This window comes from Pedobacter anseongensis (genome assembly GCF_037482965.1).
Taxonomy (GTDB): Bacteria; Bacteroidota; Bacteroidia; order Sphingobacteriales; family Sphingobacteriaceae; genus Pedobacter; species Pedobacter anseongensis.
In genome coordinates this window covers 553,131-575,666 of the sequence record NZ_JBBHKB010000002.1, presented here as the reverse complement: position 1 = coordinate 575,666, position 22,536 = coordinate 553,131, and the positions used below count along the sequence as shown (strand labels likewise).

21 protein-coding genes are annotated in these 22,536 nt (G+C 38.4%); 6 read left to right on the top strand and 15 right to left on the bottom strand.

What is annotated here, in order from left to right:
- Nucleotides 1-20 precede the first annotated feature (20 nt).
- Entirely contained in the window at nucleotides 21-737 is a 717-nt protein-coding gene (locus WG904_RS09675; protein WP_339579101.1) for a pirin family protein, read from the bottom strand.
- 88 nt (nucleotides 738-825) lie between these two features.
- Here WG904_RS09675 and WG904_RS09670 point away from each other — a divergent pair, with 88 nt between their 5' ends.
- Nucleotides 826-1,968, top strand: a complete 1,143-nt coding sequence (locus WG904_RS09670) for a putative sensor domain DACNV-containing protein (protein WP_339579100.1) — start codon at nucleotides 826-828, stop codon at nucleotides 1,966-1,968.
- Here WG904_RS09670 and WG904_RS09665 read toward each other — a convergent pair whose 3' ends face one another.
- Nucleotides 1,969-2,127 (bottom strand): hypothetical protein, encoded by a 159-nt coding sequence (locus WG904_RS09665; protein WP_339579099.1) that lies wholly within the window; start codon nucleotides 2,125-2,127, stop codon nucleotides 1,969-1,971.
- A gap of 372 nt (nucleotides 2,128-2,499) precedes the next feature.
- On the opposite strand from WG904_RS09665, the gene WG904_RS09660 reads away from it, so the two are divergent.
- The 4 genes from WG904_RS09660 to WG904_RS09645 are packed head-to-tail and all read left to right on the top strand — an operon-like array spanning nucleotide 2,500 to nucleotide 7,084.
- Complete coding sequence (locus WG904_RS09660; protein WP_339579098.1) at nucleotides 2,500-2,853, top strand: PadR family transcriptional regulator; 354 nt, start codon at nucleotides 2,500-2,502, stop codon at nucleotides 2,851-2,853.
- A gap of 11 nt (nucleotides 2,854-2,864) precedes the next feature.
- A complete protein-coding gene (locus WG904_RS09655; protein WP_339579097.1) occupies nucleotides 2,865-4,448 on the top strand; it encodes a PspC domain-containing protein in 1,584 nt (527 codons plus the stop codon).
- Nucleotides 4,449-4,460: 12 nt separating this feature from the next.
- The gene (locus WG904_RS09650) at nucleotides 4,461-6,701 is read left to right on the top strand and encodes a TonB-dependent receptor domain-containing protein (RefSeq protein WP_339579096.1); all 2,241 of its coding nucleotides are present in this window, start codon (nucleotides 4,461-4,463) and stop codon (nucleotides 6,699-6,701) included.
- A gap of 5 nt (nucleotides 6,702-6,706) precedes the next feature.
- Entirely contained in the window at nucleotides 6,707-7,084 is a 378-nt protein-coding gene (locus tag WG904_RS09645) for a hypothetical protein (RefSeq protein ID WP_339579095.1), read from the top strand.
- Here the strand turns inward: WG904_RS09645 and WG904_RS09640 are convergent.
- A complete protein-coding gene (locus tag WG904_RS09640; protein ID WP_339579094.1) occupies nucleotides 7,081-9,795 on the bottom strand; it encodes a carboxypeptidase regulatory-like domain-containing protein in 2,715 nt (904 codons plus the stop codon). The two genes, WG904_RS09645 and WG904_RS09640, sit on opposite strands and share 4 nt — an antisense overlap.
- 580 nt (nucleotides 9,796-10,375) lie before the next feature.
- On the opposite strand from WG904_RS09640, the gene WG904_RS09635 reads away from it, so the two are divergent.
- Nucleotides 10,376-11,512: a TlpA family protein disulfide reductase gene (locus tag WG904_RS09635; RefSeq protein ID WP_339579093.1), complete on the top strand. Its 1,137-nt coding sequence runs from the start codon at nucleotides 10,376-10,378 to the stop codon at nucleotides 11,510-11,512.
- A 599-nt stretch (nucleotides 11,513-12,111) separates the two neighbouring features.
- Here the strand turns inward: WG904_RS09635 and WG904_RS09630 are convergent.
- The 12 genes from WG904_RS09630 to gcvP form a co-directional block, all read right to left on the bottom strand.
- The gene (locus WG904_RS09630; protein ID WP_339579092.1) at nucleotides 12,112-12,768 is read right to left on the bottom strand and encodes a lysophospholipid acyltransferase family protein; all 657 of its coding nucleotides are present in this window, start codon (nucleotides 12,766-12,768) and stop codon (nucleotides 12,112-12,114) included.
- Complete coding sequence (locus WG904_RS09625) at nucleotides 12,765-13,586, bottom strand: alpha/beta fold hydrolase (protein WP_339579091.1); 822 nt, start codon at nucleotides 13,584-13,586, stop codon at nucleotides 12,765-12,767. The genes WG904_RS09630 and WG904_RS09625 overlap by 4 nt, the downstream gene beginning before the upstream one ends.
- Nucleotides 13,583-13,939: a holo-ACP synthase gene (locus WG904_RS09620; protein WP_339579090.1), complete on the bottom strand. Its 357-nt coding sequence runs from the start codon at nucleotides 13,937-13,939 to the stop codon at nucleotides 13,583-13,585. The genes WG904_RS09625 and WG904_RS09620 overlap by 4 nt, the downstream gene beginning before the upstream one ends.
- Nucleotides 13,940-13,942: 3 nt before the next feature.
- The gene (locus tag WG904_RS09615; protein ID WP_339579089.1) at nucleotides 13,943-14,752 is read right to left on the bottom strand and encodes an enoyl-ACP reductase FabI; all 810 of its coding nucleotides are present in this window, start codon (nucleotides 14,750-14,752) and stop codon (nucleotides 13,943-13,945) included.
- 2 nt (nucleotides 14,753-14,754) lie between these two features.
- A complete protein-coding gene (locus tag WG904_RS09610) occupies nucleotides 14,755-16,104 on the bottom strand; it encodes a beta-ketoacyl-[acyl-carrier-protein] synthase family protein (protein WP_339579088.1) in 1,350 nt (449 codons plus the stop codon).
- Complete coding sequence (locus WG904_RS09605; RefSeq protein ID WP_339579087.1) at nucleotides 16,104-16,367, bottom strand: acyl carrier protein; 264 nt, start codon at nucleotides 16,365-16,367, stop codon at nucleotides 16,104-16,106. Before WG904_RS09605 ends, WG904_RS09610 begins: the two co-directional genes overlap by 1 nt.
- Before the next feature lie 12 nt (nucleotides 16,368-16,379).
- Nucleotides 16,380-16,946: a hypothetical protein gene (locus WG904_RS09600; RefSeq protein WP_339579086.1), complete on the bottom strand. Its 567-nt coding sequence runs from the start codon at nucleotides 16,944-16,946 to the stop codon at nucleotides 16,380-16,382.
- Between the two features lie 3 nt (nucleotides 16,947-16,949).
- Nucleotides 16,950-17,672 carry an SDR family NAD(P)-dependent oxidoreductase gene (locus tag WG904_RS09595; protein ID WP_339579085.1) on the bottom strand — a complete coding sequence of 241 codons (723 nt, stop codon included), beginning with the start codon at nucleotides 17,670-17,672 and terminating at the stop codon, nucleotides 16,950-16,952.
- Nucleotides 17,673-17,773: 101 nt separating this feature from the next.
- A complete protein-coding gene (locus WG904_RS09590; protein ID WP_339579084.1) occupies nucleotides 17,774-18,121 on the bottom strand; it encodes a nitroreductase family protein in 348 nt (115 codons plus the stop codon).
- A gap of 123 nt (nucleotides 18,122-18,244) precedes the next feature.
- Nucleotides 18,245-18,406, bottom strand: a complete 162-nt coding sequence (locus WG904_RS09585) for a nitroreductase family protein (RefSeq protein WP_339579083.1) — start codon at nucleotides 18,404-18,406, stop codon at nucleotides 18,245-18,247.
- A 98-nt stretch (nucleotides 18,407-18,504) separates the two neighbouring features.
- Nucleotides 18,505-19,569 (bottom strand): serine hydrolase domain-containing protein, encoded by a 1,065-nt coding sequence (locus WG904_RS09580; protein ID WP_339579082.1) that lies wholly within the window; start codon nucleotides 19,567-19,569, stop codon nucleotides 18,505-18,507.
- A 77-nt stretch (nucleotides 19,570-19,646) separates the two neighbouring features.
- Complete coding sequence (gene gcvP / locus WG904_RS09575) at nucleotides 19,647-22,526, bottom strand: aminomethyl-transferring glycine dehydrogenase (RefSeq protein ID WP_339579081.1); 2,880 nt, start codon at nucleotides 22,524-22,526, stop codon at nucleotides 19,647-19,649.
- Nucleotides 22,527-22,536 lie beyond the last annotated feature (10 nt).

The following is a 22,536-nucleotide window of genomic DNA, read 5'->3' as shown; positions in this document are numbered from 1 at the left end:
TTAAGATATCGATTACCATTCTAAAATTCCATTGGCACTTCCATCATTAAAAACTCAGCATCTTCTGTTGCTTTTACTTCAACAGTATCGGTTTCCCATATGCCTAACCCATCTCTTGTGTCTAAAATTTGACCATTAACTTGGATTTTGCCACTAAGTACAAAGAAATATACGCCATTTCCTTTTTGATGCAGGCTATAAGTTCTATGGTTATCTTTATCAAAGCGACCTAGGTTAAACCATGCATTTTGATAAATCCACACCCCTGCATCCTCCTGATTTGGAGATAAGATTTGAACAAATTCATTTCTTTCGTTGTTATTGTCTAGTAAAATTTGGTCGTATCGAGGTTTCACATTTCGCTGATTAGGGAAAAGCCAGATTTGCAAAAATTTAGCTGGATTTGTTGGATCAGAATTGTATTCAGAATGATAAATTCCAGTTCCCGCACTCATTACTTGAATTTCGCCAGCTTTAATGGTAGCCACATTTCCCATGCTATCTTTATGTTGTAACTCGCCTTCTAAAGGAATCGAAATAATCTCCATGTTATCGTGCGGATGTTCTCCAAACCCCATTCCACCAGTTACGATGTCGTCGTTTAAGACTCTTAGCGCACCAAAATTTATTCTGTCGGGATTATAATATCCAGCAAAGCTGAAACTTTGATAACTTTTTAACCAGCCATGATCTGCTACCCCTCGGGTATTGGCTTTATGCAATACTGTTTGTGCCATGTGTTTCGTATTTATGAATACAAATTTAGGGTACAAAAAATTACTGTGCATTGATGTAGGATAAGAAGTATTCGCTTAACTTAGTGTTATGGTGAATAGAGCAACTTACCAAGCAGCAAAGCTGGTGGCATCGAAAGTAGAAGCGCATTTCGCGAAGCACTTAGCAGAAGCAAATGCAAAGGGTGAGGTTGATTTGGCTCCTCAACCTCCTGCAAGAGTAATTGAAGCCATTTTAGATGCTGCATTTTGGTCGAGCTTGCGTAAAGAAGAAGGGCATTCGCCAAAAATATCAATTGCCTTTTTACCACCCGAACAGGCGGGTAAACCTATGATATTTAATCAGCGTTTAAAATTAAATCCTGATGTGTTAACAAAGCTGGCTCCAGGAGTTGAGGGAGCTGGAATACATATTGGCGTTTGGCACGATGGATATAATCTTCACATTTGGGGAACAACTTTAAACATTCCAAATTATTGTTTTGTGGTTGATGTATCAGAACCCGGTTTATTGGTAATTAAGCATCGTAGAATCTATGGTTTTGGGAAATATACAAATGTTGCAGTATTAAAAGGCGATCAGATTAAAATTGTCGAGGAGAAAAGTGCTGGAAATCCTGATTGTCCGCCAATGTTGCTCTCGTTGCTAGATTTAACCGCTCATTCGTATTGGAATGATTCGGCAAATATATTAATTCAATTAGCTGTGTCTATGCGCGGGCACGGGAGAGGTGGGGCCGTGTTATTAGTTCCTCATCAATCTGAAACTTGGAAGCAATCGATTATACAGCCAATCAGCTACGCGCTCGAACCTGAATATAAAGGCTTGGCTGATTTAGCAAGTAAAAACAGGCCTGATGCGAGTGAAATATTTTGGCAAAGTGCCTTAAAACGAGAAGTAGACCATTTAGCAGGGCTTACTGCAATTGATGGAGCTACTATTATTAATGATAAATATGAATTACTAGCTTTTGGAACGAAAACTGGTAGAGCAAACAGTAGTGCACATATTCAGGAAATTTCTTTTTCAGAGCCCATAAGTGGGGGCGACCCTATTGTGGTGCATCCAGCAAAAATTGGTGGAACTCGGCATCTTTCTGCCGCACAATTTGTATACGATCAACCTGATGCACAAGCTTTAGTAGCTTCTCAAGATGGGCATTTTACCATTTATAACTGGTCGCCAAGTTTAGAAATGGTGCAAGCGCATCGAATAGATACCCTCTTACTTTAATCATGATAAAATAATTGCACTCGCTATAGTCAGCGCAAAAAGTACAAGCATCACTAAACGATCGGCATTAATTTTATCTTGTTTAGATACAAGTTTTGGTTGTTTGGCTTCCCGATGCCTGGCATATGGAAAGAAAATGCTTTGTAATTTAAGAATCATAGGTAGATGATTTTGATGTAAAAAATATAGCAAAACTTAAGCCAATGATTAACAGTTGGTTGAAAATCCAAGAATTTCTTTGTTTTTGGTTTCTTTTAAATTAAAAAAGAGTTTTTAGGAATGGCATTTTTTGATTTTCTTTTACACCTAATTTTTTTGTGTAAAGAAATATATACAGGGTGTATTTTTTACCACATAGCTACATAGTACATAGAAAGGCGTAAAAATTAGGTGTTTTATATGCCGATGTTGTTAAGAATTTACTTTGAGTAAAAATTATTATAACTGATAATCAATTAGTTACATTATTTTGTAAATTATTTATAGTACTGTGTATTGCATAATACTATATGAAACATATATCTTTGTATTATGATAGCAGAAAATACGCAAACACAAATGCGAAAAGGCATACTCGAATATTGTGTGCTTTTAATTATATCGCGGGGTGAGATTTACGCCTCAGATATTATCGCCGAATTAAAGCAAGCAAAACTTCTTGTTGTAGAAGGAACCTTATATCCTTTGCTCACTCGTTTAAAAAATAACGGATTGTTGGCTTACAACTGGGTAGAATCTACCTCTGGTCCACCGCGCAAATACTATGTACTTACGCCTGAAGGCAGTCAGATTTTAAAACAACTAGACGGCACTTGGGAAGAATTGGCCTATGCCATTACCACTTCACAAAATGGTGTACCTAAATCATCAACTCCTCAAAACTAATTTAACACGTCATGAAGAAAACAATAATAATAAATATAGGAAATACGATCATCCACATTGAAGAAGACGGGTATGAAATTTTAACTGCCTATTTAAATGAGATTAAGCAACATTTTGCTAAAAATGCCGACGATTTCGAGATCGTAACCGATATCGAAAATAGAATAGCAGAGATGTTTAGCGAAATTCTTCAAGCTGGTCAAGTTAAGGTGATTACGTTAGTTGATGTAGAAAGTGTAATTGCCCAAATGGGGAGAGTTCAAGATTTTCAAATGGAAGAAGATGAGCAAGTTGCTGAACCTGTTTCAGCATTTATTGGGGATAAAAAGTTATTCCGTGATACAGACGATGCCATGCTCGCTGGGGTTTGCGCAGGATTGGGTCACTATTTAAACATCGAATCGCGTTGGGTTAGAATAATTGCATTGGCCACTGTGTTTTTAGGCGGTGCTGGAATTTTAGCTTATCTGATTTTGTGGATCGCCATTCCTAGAGCAATAACACGCTCAGAAAAAATGGAAATGAAAGGCGAGTCGACCAATTTGTTTGGTTACAAAAGAAGCTTCGAAGAAGAGCTTGCTGCATTTAAAGAAAAAATGCAATCTAATCCGATGGCTAAGCATTCTGGTAATTTTGTAACCGAGATTACAGGGGCAATTGGCCGGGCGTTAAATGCGTTGGGAAGGGGACTTTCTAAAACAATTGCTGCGATTATGGTCGTATTTGGGTTTGCGATATTAATTGGCTTAGTGATGTGCTTGGCTGCATTTTTAGGCTTTTGGGACACTGAAGCCTATCAATATTTCCCACTTTCGGTTATTAATGAGAGTTACAGAGTAACACTTGCTTTTGCGGCCTTTATTATCCTGTTTATTCCGATTTTGGCTTTGGTCTTGTTTGCTATTCGGGTGGCCTTTAATAAGACTGCCATCAATAAAACTTTATCGTTCGGCTTACTTATTATTTGGCTAGGCGGTGTTTCGATAGGCGTTTACTATGCAGCTAAAATTTCTTCAGAGTTTAAAGAGCATGCAGAATTAACACAATCTACACCACTACTGCCTTTTAAAACCTATGTAATTGATGCTGGCGAGGGCATGGTGTTTACTAAAGAAGATAGTGCTAATTATCGCTTAGAAGGGTTTCAAAATCGTGTTATTGTAGATGATTCAGACGATTATCCATTCAGAGTGCCACGTAATGTGCATATTCGTATCGAAAAAAGCGACAACGGATATCCAGTACTTATTCAAAATGTTGAATCGCAAGGAAAGACATTTAACATCGCCTTGCAAAATGCAAAGAATATAGATTACAAATTTACCCAAAAGGGCTATACCTTAACGTTTCCTCCCAGACTTACCTTAAAAAATAACAGCAATTGGAGAAATCAAGAAGTGCATTTAACGTTAAAAGTTCCTATAGGTACACGATTAATGCTAAACGATAACATCTACAATTATTTGTACTTCAACAGTTACAATTGCAACTCAAACGAAATCCAAAATGGAATTTATAAAGAGTGGATAATGACCGAAGATGGGTTAAAATGTAAAGCTGATTTCGATAAACCAAAAGAAGAAACACCAGAGTAACACCTAAAAGTTATGTATAAATTTATCTTAATCATTGCATGCTTTTTAGCGTGTGGGGCTTCTTTTGCCCAAAATTCTGGGAAAGCTGACACTCATGCAGCAGATACTACCAAAGCAAAAACTCCGGCTATAAATCAATTAAAAACCGTGAGTATTGAGGCCAAAAAATCATTTGTTGAGCATCGGGCTGATAAAACCATAATCAATGTAGAAAACAGCCTCGTTGCTTCGGGCGGTACTGCACTCGAGGTTTTGGAAAAAGCACCAGGAGTAAGTATTGATCGCCAAAACGAGCAGATCAAACTCAATAATAAAAGTGGTATAATGGTGATGATTGATGGGAAAACGAATGCTCTTTCTGGGGCAGATATTACGGCCATGTTGAGTAACATGAGCAGTGATCAAATTGCAAGCATAGAATTAATTACAAATCCATCCGCGAAATATGATGCTGCAGGAAATGCAGGAATCATCAATATTAAATTAAAGAGAAATAAATCGTTTGGGACCAACGGTACGTTATCTCTAAATACAGGCCAAGGCATTATGCCCAATGCACCTAGTGATTTATATCGGCTTGGGCTGCAGCTAACATTGAATCATCGTGTTAATAAATGGAATGTTTTTAGCACAACCGCATTCAATAGAAAAGTTGGGTACAATACTATCAATGTGGCTCGAACTACGCTCACAAGTAATTTAGCGAGTGCATTTGATCAGAACTTTGATCGAAATAATACTGGATTTGCCTATATGGGAAAAGTGGGGGCAGATTATTATGCTTCCGAGAAAACGATTTTTGGCGTGATGATAGACGCGAATGCGATTTACAATAACCTTAATAATTACAGCAGCACAATTATTAATGAAACTCGAGAATTATTGAACACCCAGAACTTAGTAAATCAGCAGGCGTATTCAAAATCGCCCATACGTAACCTTACGGCGAATTTTAACATCAGACACGAATTTAAGAAGCAAGGGAGTAATTTAACTGTGGATGTCGATTATTCTGGGTTCAGCAACAACAAGGATGAGAAATTTGATGCGCAATATACAAATGATGCAAGTGAATTAGACAAAACTACTGCACTGATGAATAATACGAAAGCGAATATTGATGTTTATGCTGCCAAAACTGATTTTGTATTTCCAATTTCTAAAACATTGAAACTAGAGGCAGGTCTAAAAAGCAGTTATGTACTTACTAACAACGACTTCATTTCTTCTGAATTTAAAGGGGGGGCTTGGCAAAATGATAAGGGTAAGTCAAATAATTTTATTTATAAAGAAAATATCAATGCGCTGTACACAAGCTTTTCCAAAGATTGGGAAAAATGGAAAATTCAAGTTGGTTTAAGAGCCGAGCATACCCATTCTAATGGCAACTCGATAACGGCGCAAAAACAAGTAGATCGAAATTATTTATCGCTGTTTCCCACGGTATTTATTAATCAATCGCTAACAAAAAATCACAATATTCGATATTCCTATAGCCGAAGAGTAGATCGACCGAATTATCAGCAACTAAATCCCTTTGTGTTTTATATGGATCCTTTTGCTGTTGATGAGGGTAATCCTTATTTAAAACCTCAGTTTACCGATAATCTTGAAATTGGATACAGCTATAAAGAGGTGTCATTTTCTTTGAATTATGCAGATACACGCGATATGATTACCCAAATTAGTCAACAAAACGATTCGACAAGGATTATTAATGTGATCCGAAAAAATTTGGGGCGGGCCCAGAATTATTCAGCAAATGTGTATGTGCCTACTACAATAGCCAAATTTTGGAAGATGTATACTAACCTAAGTCTTTACTTCAATAAATTTGACGACAACAACTTGGAAGGAGCTGCTTTTACAGCCAATAAGGTTGCTTATAATCTAAATAGCACCCACTCCATCACGCTTCCTAAAGATTTTGCTTTCGAAGTAAATTTTTGGTTAAATTCTCCCAGAATAAATGGCGTAGAAGAAACTACCATCACTCAATATGCACTTAATGCCGGGCTTCAAAAAAGCATGATGGATAAGAAATTAAAAATCAGGGTGGGTATAGACGATATTTTTTTAACTAATCGCTGGGAAGGGAAATTGGCCTATCAAAATGTAAATCTGCAAGTGGTTAATCGGTATTTAAGCAGAAGAGCATCATTTACAGTGAACTATAATTTTGGCAACCAAAATGTAAAATCGGCCAGAAACAGAAACACAGCAACTGAGGATCTTAAAAATAGAGCAAATTAAAAAGTATGAAGAAGATAATACTAACATTGGCCATCGTAGCCAGCGCAGCACTTAGTGCATGTAAATTTAACCCAACACACAACAATATTTCGATTACTACACAAGATAATCCTGGTCATCTTAATTTTACCGCCAATTATCCGGAAAACAAAACGGGTGCTACACAAACCTACATGGAAAGCTTTTTTAAGGAAGATCGGATTTTTAAATCCGTAAGCGATGCAAAAAAAGTAGAAGTAACCCTTAAGGATGGCACACAATTCTATTTAAGCTACGAGCCGGGCTTTATTTCCATTAATTTTGATCGAGATAAAAACTCCTATTCTTCCTATCTTCAGATGAAAAAGATGATTTCTGGTTTTGGAAATGTGCTGAAAGATTAATTTACTTTATAGCGATAAACCGCCCTGCCTATGTTCCCATCTTTATCAAAGCCTTCTATTACCGCTCTATAGGTGCCTTTTCCATCGGCATTAAAAAACTCAACATTAGCCTTGCCAGTAGCATCTGTGATTACTTTTGGATTCCAGTAAATGGTAGTCCGCAAATCGCTACTGGTAATTGCTGCATTGGGCAAATATTTTGGAGAATAAAACTCTCTTTCTTTGCTGTAGCCCATTGGGGTAATAGTAATAATGTTCTTTTTAGGCAGCATATCAAAAAATTCCTGCTTGCTAATTTTCGTACCTACGCCTGTAACTGGTTTTTTAGTGTTAATTACGAGCACACCTTTACTTTGATATGCTCTATCAATACTCCCCAACTGGTCGGTTAAAAAGATCTCTACCGATACCAGTTCTGCTAGGTTTACGGAATTAATATCGCGAGCATCTACTGCAAAATTGTTCAAGAATACCTGAACTGGCGTTCTACTTCCTTGATTATAGTCTCGTGTTACATAAAATTTTTCTTGATTCTGATCGTAGGTTAATCCTATTGCTCGAGCTCGTACGCAATCTAAGAAATTACCGCCACAAGTTGTAAACTGGTCGGCATCGATAGTATGATCTGCCATCTGACTTAAGCTACTTAATGCGCTATGATCGAGGTGACTAACTTTTTTTACTGGCGCACCTTTTATAACCACCTCTTTTAAGGTTCGCAAATAACGATATTGTTTTTGGCTATTATTTAAATAGGCCGATAATACGGTATCTATGTTTTTTGCCTCGTCGAACACATTTTTATTCTTGCCGGCTTGAGGAATGGGTAAACCGTTTACATCGATCATCATGTTGGCGCCATTAGCGTTGTATTTCGCACTAATTACCACTTGAGAAGAATCAGGGAAAACTAAATTCTGAAAATTAAATAAGCCTGTATTACTGGTTAACAGTTCGGCCGAAATTGGTTTTCCTGGAACCATTAGGCGTAGTGCTCCCTTTTTTACGGGCATTCCGGTTAAATCTCTTAATGTACCCGATAAACTTATGCCTTGTTCTGGCAGGTAACTAATTTGAGGGTATTTATCGGCTAAAATATCGCTATAGGTAAATCTTCTGTACCCTTGGGTAAGCATCAATTTGTCTAGATCGCTTATTTTTTTATCGTCTGTTTTGGTGAAATAGTAATTGGGCTTTTCGATATAGCCTCTTAAATCGGAGGTGAGTAATAAGGAACTTAAAATGGTAGTTTCCGTACTTTCATTTACAGGTACTTTTTGTTCGTCGATTACAGCTATAGAGAAATCGCCTGCCACGCCAGCATTTATAGACATATTCACTTTCTGACGTGCTTTATAAATAGGTAAATCTGTTTTTATCGATAAATTTATTCCCGGTTTCATTAGAAAAACTAAGCGCTCACTTAAGGGTACGTTTTCCGCACTGAAAAGAGTAAGCTGGGTAATACCCGCAGGGAAACCTTTCTTAGGGATACGAATGTTAATTAATTGATTCGCCAAAATTGCTTTTGCAGCGTAATACACTACATTCGTGTTTTGAGCAACTATAAAAAAAGATTTTCCCTTATTCGCCTCAAAGTAAGGAGAATTAGCAATTACTTTTAAGTTAATTAAATCGGGGCTTTGATTATTTACTTGTAAGGTAATACCCGACGGGGTAGACTTTGGTAGGGGATAGATTTTTGTAGAGCCATCTTTGAAGATTACTTTAGCTTTGTAATTCTTGCCATCTTCTGGGCTAAGGTAAAAAGAACCCATTCCTGCATAAGAGGGGCTGATCACAGAGACCTCTGCGTTGTCGTCGTTCAAGATACTTCCTTTCACATCAACACCCAATCCGTTTGCCCCCGTAGCTTTAAAGGCTATTTGAGTAGGGAGGCCCGAAATTAAACTTCCTCCTTCTGGAAAAAACTGAAAATCGATCGCATTGGTAGTTTGTTTTAAATCGAACACTGCATTAACCGTTTCTTTATCGGTAGTATTAATAGCAGTGAGAATGCTCCCATTGGTAATTAATTCTCCGTTTTTGCTGGTTACTGTTATCGTTAAAAAGCCATTTTGATCTGTTGTTCCCCTGCCTTTTGTAAATACATCACCTCTCGAAATAATGCTCCAGTTCACTAATTTATTGGCATACACTTTTTTGTCGATGTCTTTAAACTGAATTTTAGCAGTGGTTTTAACGTTTTTATCTATTTCTTCGTTGGTATAGCTAATATTGGTGAGTACTTCTTTATCAATGGCTTCGCCAATTAGAATATTCTTGGTAAAAAAATAGTCTTCACTAAAGTTTAGCATCCATAATGTGTAAGCTCTTACATAATAATTTCCCTGCTTAAAACTTTGCATGTTAAGTGGAATATTGCCGTAGGCAACGCTATTTTTTAGCGGGAGTTTAACTGCTTTTACAAGAGAGTCTTTTGAATTAAAAACTTCTACATAAACGATTTTACTAAAAGGGGTTGGGATATTTTGTTCTATGGTTACATACGCCTTAAACCACATGGTATCGGCTACGGCATAATAGGGCTTATCGAAATGAAGGTATACTTTTTCTATCGGCTGCTCATCAGCTAATCGTTTAACTTTGCCGAGAAGGGTATTAAGTTTAACACTATCTTGGGCATTGCCCGACAAGCTGGTTAGTATTGAGAGGATAAAAATTGTAAAAAATAAGGGTATCGACTTCATTAAACTGCTTCTTGTGTGATGATTTGCTAATATATCGATTATTGCTTAAGTGGGCAGCATTTGAGCGAATGTTTAACAAATTTTTACAATTGGAGTGTTTTCTTTTCTGCGGGCGCCGTGGCAGATTGCCGGGTTTTCTTTTCTTTCCCTTGATGGAAAGAAACAAAATCAAGGCTCAGTTTAAGTTCAAATAGTTCGTTAATTGTGCTGCTCACAAGAGGGCCATTACACCTTAAGGGCTCCATTTGGCCGTTTTGCTGAATTTAGGTTTAGAAAGAGTTTTGTAGCCCAATTAACTCCTATTCTTCCTTAAACCGGGAGGCTGGATGGCAGGGTGGCTATTGAAGGATTCGTAAATTATCCCCGCTATTCAGCATCTTGGTCATGTTCCTCAAAAATCGTTGCAATAACGCCACTTTACTATTGCAATTCCAGAGACTGCTTGTATTGATGCCTGTAAGGCAGCTTGCAAAGGCGCCCCACTTTGCACGGCTCACAGTGCCGTATATGGCTCCACTACTCCCAAATAATTTTTAATCAATTATTGCATAGTACTCATGCAATAATTTTAACTTTAAATATGAAAAATCTTCTATATGCGGCTATCTTCTTTTTATATACAGGTACCATTTATGGTCAAATGAACTTTAGGATCAATGGGAGTATAAAAAACATACCAGGTGTAAAGAATGGTTTAAAAGATGGAGATACCATCAAGCTTGCTTTGGATGAACCTAATAAATCTCTATCAGGAATTATAAAAGATAACACTTTTACAATTTATGGCAATATTGTTGAACCTGCTGTTGCAATGTTGGAATTTAAGGGCTCGGGATCTAAAATACTTATTGATAACAGTACATATAATGCAGAGATTATAAATGTGAGGGTTGGAAAGGATCTATATAGCTACAAAGGTGATATCACAACGGATTCACAGTTTCACAATAGTTGGTTTTCTTTTGTAGGATCAATAAATAAATTATACCGCCAAAAATCTCTTTTACTAAATGAACTAGACTCTGTAACAAACCTCGATGTAAAACAAGAGTTTAAAACTAAAATAAAAACCATTGATTCACTGATCAATGTTAGTTATAAAAACCTAGCAACAAACAATCCCGATAATCCTGCATCTGCTTATTTAATGAGTGCAGCTCCAGATTTTTCTTATGCTGGATACATTGATAGTTATCGAAAACTAAGCTTTAAGGTAAGGAATGGTTTCTTTGGTAAAGAACTTTATCAGAAGCTAAATTTAATAAAGGATTTTAAGGTTGCAAATACCGCTACTATTACGAACAAAAAAAATAGCCTGTTTCCAGTTACGAATGTCATAGACACCACTGGCAAGAACACGGCGCTAGATTTGAATTTTTTCAAGGAAAATAAGTTCACTTTAATAGAATTTTGGGCAAGCTGGTGTGCACCCTGCCGTCTCATCAACATCGACCTTAGAGCAAAAGAAAAAGAGTTTCTGCAAAAAGGATTGAGAATCATCGGCTTTTCCCTTGACAATCAAGTTCAGCCATGGAAGAATGCAATTGTAAACGATAAGGTAAAATGGGCAAATTATTCCGATCTCAAGGCAACTAATTCTCCCTTGGCTATTTTCTTAAACCTGACCCAAATTCCGGCAAATATAGTGGTCGACGATAAGGGAGTTATTATTGCAAGGGATGTATATGGAGCTGATCTTGACAATCTTTTAAAATAGCGTTTTGATAACTACTTGTGTATAAAATTATGGTGGCTCATCGCAAATGAAAACAAAATTTAAACGGATGAAAAATGGCTTGCTAACATTCGTATTTATGTTGTGTCTGTCTGGGCCATTGTCTGAACAGCAAGGAGTGTTTTCCTAATCATGAAAGGTATCCCGAGTAAATTCATCAAGCCCAATCGGCCGCCTGGCTTCCTGCAATATTCTATGGTCGGCTATACCTACGCCCGTGAGTTCTACTCGCCAAGCTACGAGCACAAAAAGATGGTTCAGGTACCGACTCTCGAAGCATGCTTTTCTGGAAACCAGATATTATTGCAGATGAAGATGGAAAGACCGAATTTTCATTCTATGCATCAGAGCCGATGGGCAACTTTGTAGGAAGATTAGTTATTTTACGGTGAGGTAATGCCTAGTAAAAGGATTCGTCACCTCTAGGAGGATTCGTCACCGCGAGCGCGCCTAATAACGAAAAGGTCTAAAGACAAGACTAGATAATTATCTCCTCGCTGCGCTCGTTCGGATGACGATTGATACATTAATTCTTCTAGAGATTGCTTCGTGCCTCGCAATGACGGCTCCTGAAGGAAAAACTACCTATCTACCTCCTCGGTAAACCTAAAATTCTTTTCAATAGATGCCCTGTGGTGAAGATTAACTATCCGCTTCACCTTCTCAAAATCGTACGCTTTATTCGTTCCACAATCCAGCAAGTTGTATGTTAAGGAGGGTTTTGTGCTTTCAAAATACTCGATAATATTACTGCTCCAAACCAACTGGCACTCCCCTTTAATCTGAGGAATAATTTGATTTAGCCCATCTTCGAAGTAAATTTGTCTAATGTGACTACTTTCTAATTTAGCTTGTGGGTAAAATAATAACAAATTACCTGGTTCGGATAATACTTCGGCAGCGTAGCTAAAGCTCTTTTCAATAGAACGCTTACCCGGATCGATAGAGAAGCTCCCAATATACCGCAACCACCAGTTTTTTTCCATTTGTTTCTTTACCGACATGATATAAAGCTTTCTCATGCCATTTTTTTTGCGGAACAGTTTATTCGATAAATAATAGGCCAAAAAACCATCTAAAAAACTGAAATGATTACACATTAGAATATAGGAATGATTTGGCTTAATCGGCACTTCATTGATTTTAATTTCGTTGAAGCGCCTTTTCAAGAAAATACCAACAAAAAGCGCTCCCCACCAAAAGAAAAATGGATGAAGGGGTTTCGACTTTATAATCATGCTAATAAAGTGGCTAATTTAGTTGCGAAATTAGGATTAATCATATCGTGATCCTCGTCTAAAATAATGATTTCAGTAGGCGTATACTTTTTAAAAAAAGTATTTCCTATAGCTGGGAGGTAATTCCTATCCCTTTTCCCAAATATAAAAATACTTTTTATTTGATAAGTTGTTAACCCTCGGATAAGTTTTTCTTCATCTGTTTCAAACCTTTTTAAGCTTGTAAAGGTGGCATATAGCGCAAATCGCAATTGAGGAGTGCTTACTTCATTAAATAAAATAGCTCTCACAGAATTATCAATAATTCGTAGTCGTCTAAATAAATTAATCAACCCTAAGGTTACTTTTTCATTTAAAATTAATTTTTCGAGCATTTTATTGCCCAATTTATTTTTTCCAAAAAATCGAACAACTACACCGGGATTTAAAGAAGAGGGTGCGGCGACAATATATTCATTAATTCTTTCGGGCATCTCTTCAACTAGGGCGGTCGCATAGTGAGTACCCATAGAATAGCCAATAACAGAAAAATCATTAATCTGTTCATGGTTGCAAAATGAACGAATTACTTCCGCCAATTTACTTTTAGGGATCCCATTTTTTATCGTCGCTAAATTATTGTCTTTTAATGCGGTTTGCTTATGGAAAAGTAAATCGAACCCCCAGAATGTATAAGTACTGCCCAGTTTTTCTTCCAATACCCTAAACTGTTTGCCATGCATACCGAAACCATGAAAACATAGCATCTGCTTGGACCCCGTGCCAAATTTATAGTAGTGCAGTTTAACGAAAGAGTCTTCAAAATAATGATCTGTCATATCTTCTCTACAATAACTACAGCCCAGGCATAATCGCCATCGTGCGAGATACTTAAGCTGATGGACAGGGGGGCTTTATTGGTGTGCAATATAACTTTGGGCTTGCCGGCAATTTTATCCCTTGTAATTTCTATTTTTTTCCAGGGTAGTGCTGTGGTATCCAGTTGTTTAATTGCTTTATAAACCGCTTCTTTGGCAGCCCAAGTAGAAGCGAATCGCAATAGCGAATTGTCGAATCGTTCACAATAGAAAATTTCGTCTGCCGTATATACTTTGTTTTTAAATAAGGAGGTAAATGATTTATTGAAATCAGGAATAAAAACAATATCGTTACCTATTGCAAAATTCGCCATTTCTTATTCATCAATTCCCAATCCCATAACATTAAAACCACCATCTACAAAGTGAATATTGCCGGTTACTTTTTTAGAAAGTGGTGAAAAGTAATATAAAGCTGCGTCTCCTACGTCACTGGCTACGATATTCCCTAGTGGAGCAGTAAATTTAGTCATTTTTCGCAATTTGCGAACGCCATTTATACCCCCTGCAGAGGTGGTCATCACTAAACCGGCTGAAACTGCATTTACCCGAATTTGTTTGCTTCTAAAATAATCGGCAAGATAGATAACTATGTTCTCGAGGGCAGCTTTATTGATCGCCATGCCTGCATAGCCCGGGAAAACGCGTTGAGAAGCATTGTAAGTGAGTGTTAACAAGGAGGCATTTGGGGCTAGAAAAGGTTCTGCACAACGTGCTATCCTTAATAAAGAATAGGCACTGATATTAAATGAATCCATTAACTCCTCGAACGGAATGTTAAGGTAGGTAGGAGCAGGCTCCTTACTGCCAGGAAGCGTGTAACACATTACCTGTTGGCTCCCAAAAGCTACCCCATGGAGTACATAATCGATCGGGCCCAGTTGCTGATGTACAACGGTTAAAAAAGCGGCGATTTGTGCTTCATTTCTAACATCAACCTCCATGGCCAATGAACTGTCGACGCCCAATTCAGAAAGCAGATGCAATACATTTAACTTGGTATCTTCTACATAGCTAAGCGCAATTTTGCAGCCCGATTGATGCAGTTTCAAAGCCACATCATAAGCAATAGAACTGTCGTTCCGTACCCCAAAAATTACCGCTACCTTATCTTTATTATCAATCATTTTTATTGGTCTCTAGAAATAGAAATGGCACTATTTGTGCCGCCAAAGCCATAGTTTAAGCAAACAATTTGGTTAATTTCTTTGCTAACTACGTGTTGGGGAATTAATTCACGATAGGCGGCTAATGGTTCATTAGGGCCATCCCAATTGGGCAAATATTGAAAGCTCTCTAGTTCAGGATTTAGTGTTACGGCATTCTTGCAAGGCAGTACCTGTTGGTTCTCTAACATCAAAACAGCAGCGATGAGCTCTACAGCACCAGCTGCCCCCAACATATGGCCAAACTGAGATTTGGGTGCCGAAATATGATACCCTTTGTCGCCCATGGTATCTACTACACTTAATAATTCTACCGGATCGCCAACTGGGGTCGATGTGCCATGTACTTTTACCACTTCTGGTTGTATATGAACGTTATCCATCAAGCCTTTCCAAAGTCGTTTCTGCCCGGAGAAAGAAGGGTAGAACATATCGCCATCGCCATCGGCATTATTATGGTAATTATCAATCACTGCCAATATGTTCGCACCTCTGGCTTTTGCCATTTCGTAGGCTTCGAGGGCAACTATTCCACACCCAAAAGAACAAACAAAACCGTTTCGGTTTAAATCGAACGGACGCGAACTTTCTGCAGGAGCAAAGCCCCTACTGAGTACCTGCATACCATCGAAACCAATAAACGTTTCGAGCGCTGTACCCTCTACGCCACCAGCAATTACACGATCTTGCAAGCCAAATTTGATTAATCGATAGGCATAACCAATATTACCTAAACCGGTAGCGCAAGCAGAACCAATGGATTCGCAGACCCCACGATTTTTAATCAAGCAAGAAACATTAGCCGAATCACGATAGGTCATGGTTCGATCTACCGTATGCGAACCTGCCAATCGCGTTTTGCGTTTTAATTCAAAAAAACTATGCCAAGCCGTTCTTAAAATGTGATTTCCAGCTCCTCCTGATCCTATCACTACCCCAGTTTGCTCAGCTTGAGTTTCTGCAGTGGTCCACCCCGCCATTTTAATGGCGTCTTGAGCACCTAACATGGACCAAATGCTGCCAAGGTCTGCAGTGGCCAAATTGCCATCGGGTATTCTCCCTAAATGATCCACATAGGTTTCAGGATAATCTGCCGATAGGGAAGAATAGATGGTTTCCAATCCCATTTCTGCTTCCGTAATAAAACCAGAAACGGTAGAACGGATGTTTTTCCCATGCGCAAGTGCTAAATCCCAACTCCTGATTAAGCTGTCTTCATTAAACATTTTTTGTTTAAACTGCGAAAGGTCCTTACAATCAGGGAAAGCACCACCCATGCCCACAATAGCTACTTTTCTTCCCTCAATAGCCATTATTCTGCTCTTTCTTTTGTTCTAATAATAAGATCAACAATATCTTTAACCTTTGAGCCTAAATCATCAATATCATCGTCTTCAAACTCTACGCCAAATTTTTGTTCAGTTTTAGCTGCGATATTAATTAATTCGGTTGATGGGGTGTTCAAGTCGGCAATGAAATCGGTTTCTTCTGTAATATTTACCAATTTAGTTTGGTCTATTGTGCGTACTGTTTTTAAAATCTCTACTAAACCGTCAATTATTTCTTGTCTTTCCATGTGTTTTCAAATTTATAGCAATCCTTTATTGTTTTGGAGAAATTTCTCTCTTTTCATTCCTCTACCCGTTACTTCAAAAAGTTCGGCAATTAGTGTAAAGTCTTCGCCAAGTTCGTAATTAAGGAACTGTTCTTTTGTATAATTGCTAAAATACGCATCTAAATCTAAATTTTTAGGTACTTTGTAAATTCTTCCTTCGCAGGTAATTTGCCTAAACTTAAAGAAAGTTATTTTTCCAATGTTAATAAACGTTTCTCCTTCTAATAAATAGTTTTTAAAGTTAACCTGACCCACACCTAAAAAAAGAGGGATAAAATTATCTCTTATGTCGGTTAATTGGCACTTAAGCTTAGTGGCCTCTAAAAAACCATAACAAGAAACCACGGTTGCTTGGGCAAAAGATTCGATCTGGTCTACTCCCCTAAAAACACCAAAATGGTCTTCAACATCTCTGGCGGTAGGCGTATAGCTTACAATAATGCCTGTATCGGGCAAATGCCAATGAACATCGCTAACTAAAATTTTCTTCGGGCCATGAAGCAATACTTCTTCAGGTTTTACACCTATTAAATTTTCCATACGTTAAAATAATCCTCCATTCACGTGTACATTGGTTCCATTTACGTAAAAAGCTTGGTCGGAAAGTAAAAAAGAAATTAATTCGGCTACATCTTCTGCTTTGCCAAAGCGTTTTGATGGGATGAGCTTTAAATATTTTTCCTTTTCAGCTTCGGGCAATTTATCGGTCATATCGGTTTCTACAAAACCTGGCGAGACACTTAAAACACGGATGCTGTGCTCGTCGTTTAACGCGGCGGCCTCCTGGGCTAACGATTTAGATAGGGCTACTACCCCTGCTTTTGTAGCCGCATATACCGATTGAAATGCGTTTCCAGATTGCCCAACTACAGAACTCATATTAATGATTACCCCAGCTTTACTGAGGCTAAATATTTTCATCGCCGTTTTGCAGATCATAATTGGTGCTCTCAGGTTTACGTTGAGCATGGCATCTATCGCTTTTTCGGGTTGGAAAATGAGCGAATTATCGAACGTTACCCCTGCGTTATTAATTACGGCATAAAGGGCATCGCCGTGTTCTTTTTTTAACTGTTTGCAGAAACTGGTTACCTGTTCAGGATCAGAAAAATCGGCAAACATTAATTCGCTATTTGGAAGGGTTTCGGTAAAGCTCTCTGGACGAGAAGCGTGCAAAATGAGCGGGTATGTATGATACAGTTTTTTAGATATTGCTAATCCTAGGCCTCTGCTAGCGCCAGTTATTAATATCTTTTTGTTCGTCATGCAGCATATCGATTTTGTTGCTCAAAGATGGTTAATTTTTTCCTTATAAAGAAAAGACGCCAAGTTTAGGATTTGGCGTCTTTTCTAAAAGGAAGCGTTGTTTACTTAAATTCTATTTCGAATTCTGCTTTTGGATTGCGGTATTTTTTTAAGTTTACTAACCAATCACCCTGTTCATCACGATAGCCAAGGGGTAAAAACGTGACACTTTTTAAGCCCTGCTCATTCAGATTTAGCAATTCATCCACTTTAGGGCCATCGAAACCTTCCATCGGTGTGGCATCAACATTTAATAAAGCGGCCTGTGCAATGGCCATTCCGAAACCGATATAAGCTTGTCGAGCAGCGTGTTGGAAACTTGCTTCAGGTCCTTTGCTCCCAAAACTTTTAATCAAATGGTTTTTAAAATCTTCTGTAGAAGAGTCGGGAGCATTACGTTCCTTATTCATCGCAGCAATTAGCTTGCTTATTCTAGGCTCAGTATAATCGTCCCATGCGGCAAAAATCAATAAATGTGAACTATCTACAATTTGCGACTGGTTATTAGCGATCGGTAAAAGTTGGGCTTTTAATTAAGGATTGGTTACCACAATTACTTTATAGGGTTGCAAACCTGCACAAGTGGGCGCTAAACGTGCCGCTTCTAATATCTGATCTACTTTATCTTGAGGAACGGCTTTGCCATTCATTTTTTTGGTGGCATAACGCCAGTTCAACGCTTCTATTAAATTCATTTTTTTTGGGTGTAATTTTGAAGCGCGAAAGTAGAAAAGATTAAGGCAGTTTACCTTTTACAAAATCGATTTTACGTTTGGATGATGGGATTGTGTGATTAGGGCGACAGTTTTAATGCTAATGCTGCAATATCTCTGGTTACCTGAGTGGGCGAGTTGCAATCACAATTACTAAATCCTACCACATAAATATCTTTACCAGGGATGTAAACCGCCATGGTCTTAAATCCAAATATGCTACCGCCATGTTCTCTCACGGCTATTCCATCTATTTCTTTTAAATGCCAGCCGTATCCATAGGTAAATTCCTCGCCGTTATTTAACTGGTATTTGGTAAATGCCTTTTTAATTGTTTTTTCGCGTAGGAGTAGATTTTGGTTTAGTGCATTTTGCCATTTTAACATATCTTCGGTAGTAGACATTAGCGAGCCTGATGAAAAAGGGATCGTGAAACTTATTTTGGTTTTGTTTACATATCCAGACTCTTTCTTCTGATAACCGTATGCTCGGTTAACGATGATTTCTCGATCGTTTGCATAGCGGGAATTGGTCATTTTAAGTTTCTCGAAAATATTTTTCTTAATATAATTTTCATAGGTTTCTCCCGAAGTTAATTCGATGATTTGACCTAAGATAACATAACCCGAGTTATTGTATTCGAATTTTTCGCCTGGGTTAAAATCTATGGGTTCGTTTTTGAAGAAATCTATCAATTCTAGGGGCGAAAGGTCTTTTTCAGCAATCTGTGAGATGGATTTCATCTTGGTAAAATCCTTAATTCCGGAAGTGTGTGTTAGTAGATGGTGGAGGGTAATTTTTTCTCCGGAGGGAAAATCTGGGATGTACTTAATAATGGGGTCCTTTAGTGATAATTTGCCTTCTTCTTCTAATTTTAGAATTGCCACAGCGGTGAATTGCTTGGTCATGGAGCCTAGCTGGAACACACTGTTGGGATTTAAGTTTACACCTAATTCTAGGTTCGCTTTACCAAAAGCTTTTTGGTAAATTGGTTTTCCGCCTTTGGCAATCATAAACACGCCACCGGGTCCGTTTTTATCTTTAAAAACATTTAAAAGTAGGCTGTCTGTTTTAGCTTCGAGGTTTTGCGCATAGGCAGATAGTGAAAGTATAGTAACGCCGAAGGCGATGAGTAATTTCTTCATTCGATTTTACTCGTTAGACTCAGAAAATTGAAGGTAGGTTACATAAAAAACGCCCGAATAGGTTTTCGGGCGTTTTATTAAGCTACAACTTCTTCTTCTAGGTAACTCTCTATTGGCGGGCAAGCGCAAATTAACGCCCGGTCGCCATGGCTATCATTAACCCTGCCTACGGATGGCCAGAATTTATAATCGGCCACATAAGGAAGTGGGAAGGCCGCGGTTTGGCGACTGTAACCATGCGTCCATTCATTCGCTGTAACTACAGCCGAAGTATGCGGTGCATTTTTTAGTGGGTTATCAAGTTTATCTAACTCGCCGTTTTCTACAGCGGTAATTTCTTTTCTAATAGCGATTAAAGCATCACAGAAACGATCTAACTCGTGCTTAGGCTCGCTTTCTGTTGGCTCGACCATTAAAGTGCCTGCAACTGGGAACGAAACTGTTGGTGCATGGAAACCGTAATCCATTAAACGTTTTGCAATATCAACCACTTCGATACCGAAGTTCTTAAAACCGCGACAATCTAAAATCATCTCGTGTGCACAACGACCTTGGCTACCTGAATACAATACTGGATAATGGGCTTCTAAACGCGCTTTCATATAATTCGCATTTAGAATAGCATATTTTGTAGCATCGGTTAAGCCATCGCCACCCATCATGGCAATATAAGCATGAGAAATAATCAAAATAGAGGCTGAACCCCAAGGTGCTGATGAAACCGCTGGGATCGATTTTTCATGGTTAATGTTCACTACGGCATGACCTGGTAAGTACTTCACTAAATGTGCAGCAACCCCAATAGGACCCATACCAGGGCCACCTCCGCCATGCGGAATGCAGAAGGTTTTGTGCAAGTTTAAATGGCACACATCGGCACCAATGTTTGCTGGACTGGTTAAGCCAACTTGAGCATTCATATTCGCCCCATCCATATACACTTGTCCGCCATGCTCGTGAATGGTGGTACAGATGTCGATAATACTTTCTTCGAATACACCATGTGTAGATGGGTAAGTGACCATTAAACACGAAAGATTTGCAGCATGCTCTTGGGCCTTTGCTTTCAAATCATCAACGTCAATGTTTCCATTTTCTAATGATTTAACTACCACAATCTTCATTCCAGCCATTGCCGCCGAAGCAGGGTTAGTGCCATGTGCCGAGGCCGGGATTAACGCAATATTGCGGTGATGATCGCCACGATCTTGATGGTAAGCTCTGATTACCATTAACCCCGCATATTCGCCTTGTGCGCCTGCATTTGGCTGCAAACTCATGGCCGCAAAGCCAGTAATTTCACTTAGCCATTTATCCAATTCATTAAATACAGTATAATAACCTAAAACCTGATCGGCAGGTGCAAAGGGATGCACTTTGCCAAATTCTGGCCAGGTAACGGGAATCATTTCACTGGTTGCATTTAGTTTCATGGTACATGAGCCTAAGGCAATCATCGAATGGCAAAGCGAAAGATCTTTGGTTTCCAATGATTTAATATAACGCAACATTTCGTGTTCCGAATGATGCGAGTTAAATACGGGGTGTGTTAAGTAGTCAGATTGGCGTTGCAAGGATGAAGCGATAGTTGTTTCTACGCCATCTATAATCGTTAAATTGTCGGCCGCAATGCCTTTAACTTTCGAGAAAATACGAATCAGCAATTTAACATCTTCGTAAGAAACAGTTTCGTCTAAAGCAATGCTAACGCGGTCGCCTTTATAGTTTAAGTTAATGTTGTTGTCTAAACATTCTTTATGGATAGAGTCCGATAGTTCACCGAGTGCAACTTCGATGGTGTCGAAATAGGAAGTATTTAAAACTTGATAACCAATTGCACGTAGTGATGTTGCAAGTGTTATGGTTAATCCATGGATGCGCTCTGCAATTAATTTTAAGCCTTTTGGTCCGTGATAAACGGCATAAAAACCTGCCATTATCGCCAATAATGCTTGTGCTGTACAGATGTTTGACGTTGCTTTATCTCTACGGATGTGTTGCTCGCGCGTTTGCAAAGCCATACGTAATGCATAATTGTTATTGCTATCAATGGTAACACCTATAATACGTCCTGGAATAGAACGTTTATATTCGTCTTTTGTAGCGAAGTATGCTGCATGAGGACCGCCAAATCCCATAGGTACACCAAAACGTTGGGTAGTACCTACTACAACATCTGCTCCCCATTCGCCCGGTGGCGTTAATAACGTTAAACTTAATAAATCGGCAATTACGGTTAATTTAATATTTTCCTGGTGCAGGGTATTTGCAAATTCAGTATAATTAAATACTTCGCCATTACCCGCTGGATATTGAACTATGGCCCCAAAAAAATCTCCATTTGCCGAAAATTGTTCATGATTTCCAATCACCAACTCAATGCCAAAAGGCTGAGCACGGGTTTTTAAAATATCTATGGTTTGCGGGAAAACCAATTCTGAAACGAAGTATTTCGAGGCCTGTTGATTTTTACGCAAGCTGTATTGCATAAACATGGCTTCGGCCGCTGCGGTACCTTCATCTAACAAAGAAGCATTGGCAATTTCCATTCCGGTTAAATCGATAACAAGGGTTTGGAAGTTTAAAAGGGCTTGCAAACGGCCCTGCGCAATTTCGGCTTGGTAAGGTGTATATTGGGTGTACCATCCTGGGTTTTCCATTACGTTACGTAAAATTACACCAGGGGTAAGGGTATCGTAATAGCCTTGGCCAATATACGATTTGTATACTTTATTTAAAGAAGCCGTTTGCTTTAAGCTTGTTAAATATTCGATTTCAGATTTTGCCTTTGGTAGGTTTAAAGGACCTTTTAATCTAATCTTTTGAGGAACGGTTTGCGCGATAAGCTCGTCTATAGAACTTACGCCAATGGCCTGTAACATTGCCGCAGTATCGTTCGCATTTGGTGCAATATGGCGGTCTTGAAAATCTTCTTGGTAATGAATATTTAAACTCATGTAGTTTGAA

What these genes read in the sequence shown, in the direction of transcription:
- WG904_RS09670 (WP_339579100.1), top strand. Translation starts at nt 826, where the DNA reads ATGGTGAATAGAGCAACTTACCAAGCAGCAAAGCTGGTGGCATCGAAA.
- WG904_RS09660 (WP_339579098.1), top strand. Translation starts at nt 2,500, where the DNA reads ATGATAGCAGAAAATACGCAAACACAAATGCGAAAAGGCATACTCGAA.
- WG904_RS09580 (WP_339579082.1), bottom strand. Translation starts at nt 19,569, where the DNA reads ATGAAGAAATTACTCATCGCCTTCGGCGTTACTATACTTTCACTATCT.
- WG904_RS09585 (WP_339579083.1), bottom strand. Translation starts at nt 18,406, where the DNA reads ATGAATTTAATAGAAGCGTTGAACTGGCGTTATGCCACCAAAAAAATG.
- WG904_RS09665 (WP_339579099.1), bottom strand. Translation starts at nt 2,127, where the DNA reads ATGATTCTTAAATTACAAAGCATTTTCTTTCCATATGCCAGGCATCGG.
- gcvP (WP_339579081.1), bottom strand. Translation starts at nt 22,526, where the DNA reads ATGAGTTTAAATATTCATTACCAAGAAGATTTTCAAGACCGCCATATT.
- WG904_RS09635 (WP_339579093.1), top strand. Translation starts at nt 10,376, where the DNA reads ATGAAAAATCTTCTATATGCGGCTATCTTCTTTTTATATACAGGTACC.
- WG904_RS09600 (WP_339579086.1), bottom strand. Translation starts at nt 16,946, where the DNA reads ATGGAAAATTTAATAGGTGTAAAACCTGAAGAAGTATTGCTTCATGGC.
- WG904_RS09675 (WP_339579101.1), bottom strand. Translation starts at nt 737, where the DNA reads ATGGCACAAACAGTATTGCATAAAGCCAATACCCGAGGGGTAGCAGAT.
- WG904_RS09655 (WP_339579097.1), top strand. Translation starts at nt 2,865, where the DNA reads ATGAAGAAAACAATAATAATAAATATAGGAAATACGATCATCCACATT.
- WG904_RS09650 (WP_339579096.1), top strand. Translation starts at nt 4,461, where the DNA reads ATGTATAAATTTATCTTAATCATTGCATGCTTTTTAGCGTGTGGGGCT.
- WG904_RS09595 (WP_339579085.1), bottom strand. Translation starts at nt 17,672, where the DNA reads ATGACGAACAAAAAGATATTAATAACTGGCGCTAGCAGAGGCCTAGGA.
- WG904_RS09610 (WP_339579088.1), bottom strand. Translation starts at nt 16,104, where the DNA reads ATGGCTATTGAGGGAAGAAAAGTAGCTATTGTGGGCATGGGTGGTGCT.
- WG904_RS09620 (WP_339579090.1), bottom strand. Translation starts at nt 13,939, where the DNA reads ATGGCGAATTTTGCAATAGGTAACGATATTGTTTTTATTCCTGATTTC.
- WG904_RS09615 (WP_339579089.1), bottom strand. Translation starts at nt 14,752, where the DNA reads ATGATTGATAATAAAGATAAGGTAGCGGTAATTTTTGGGGTACGGAAC.
- WG904_RS09645 (WP_339579095.1), top strand. Translation starts at nt 6,707, where the DNA reads ATGAAGAAGATAATACTAACATTGGCCATCGTAGCCAGCGCAGCACTT.
- WG904_RS09605 (WP_339579087.1), bottom strand. Translation starts at nt 16,367, where the DNA reads ATGGAAAGACAAGAAATAATTGACGGTTTAGTAGAGATTTTAAAAACA.
- WG904_RS09640 (WP_339579094.1), bottom strand. Translation starts at nt 9,795, where the DNA reads ATGAAGTCGATACCCTTATTTTTTACAATTTTTATCCTCTCAATACTA.
- WG904_RS09590 (WP_339579084.1), bottom strand. Translation starts at nt 18,121, where the DNA reads ATGAATAAGGAACGTAATGCTCCCGACTCTTCTACAGAAGATTTTAAA.
- WG904_RS09630 (WP_339579092.1), bottom strand. Translation starts at nt 12,768, where the DNA reads ATGATTATAAAGTCGAAACCCCTTCATCCATTTTTCTTTTGGTGGGGA.
- WG904_RS09625 (WP_339579091.1), bottom strand. Translation starts at nt 13,586, where the DNA reads ATGACAGATCATTATTTTGAAGACTCTTTCGTTAAACTGCACTACTAT.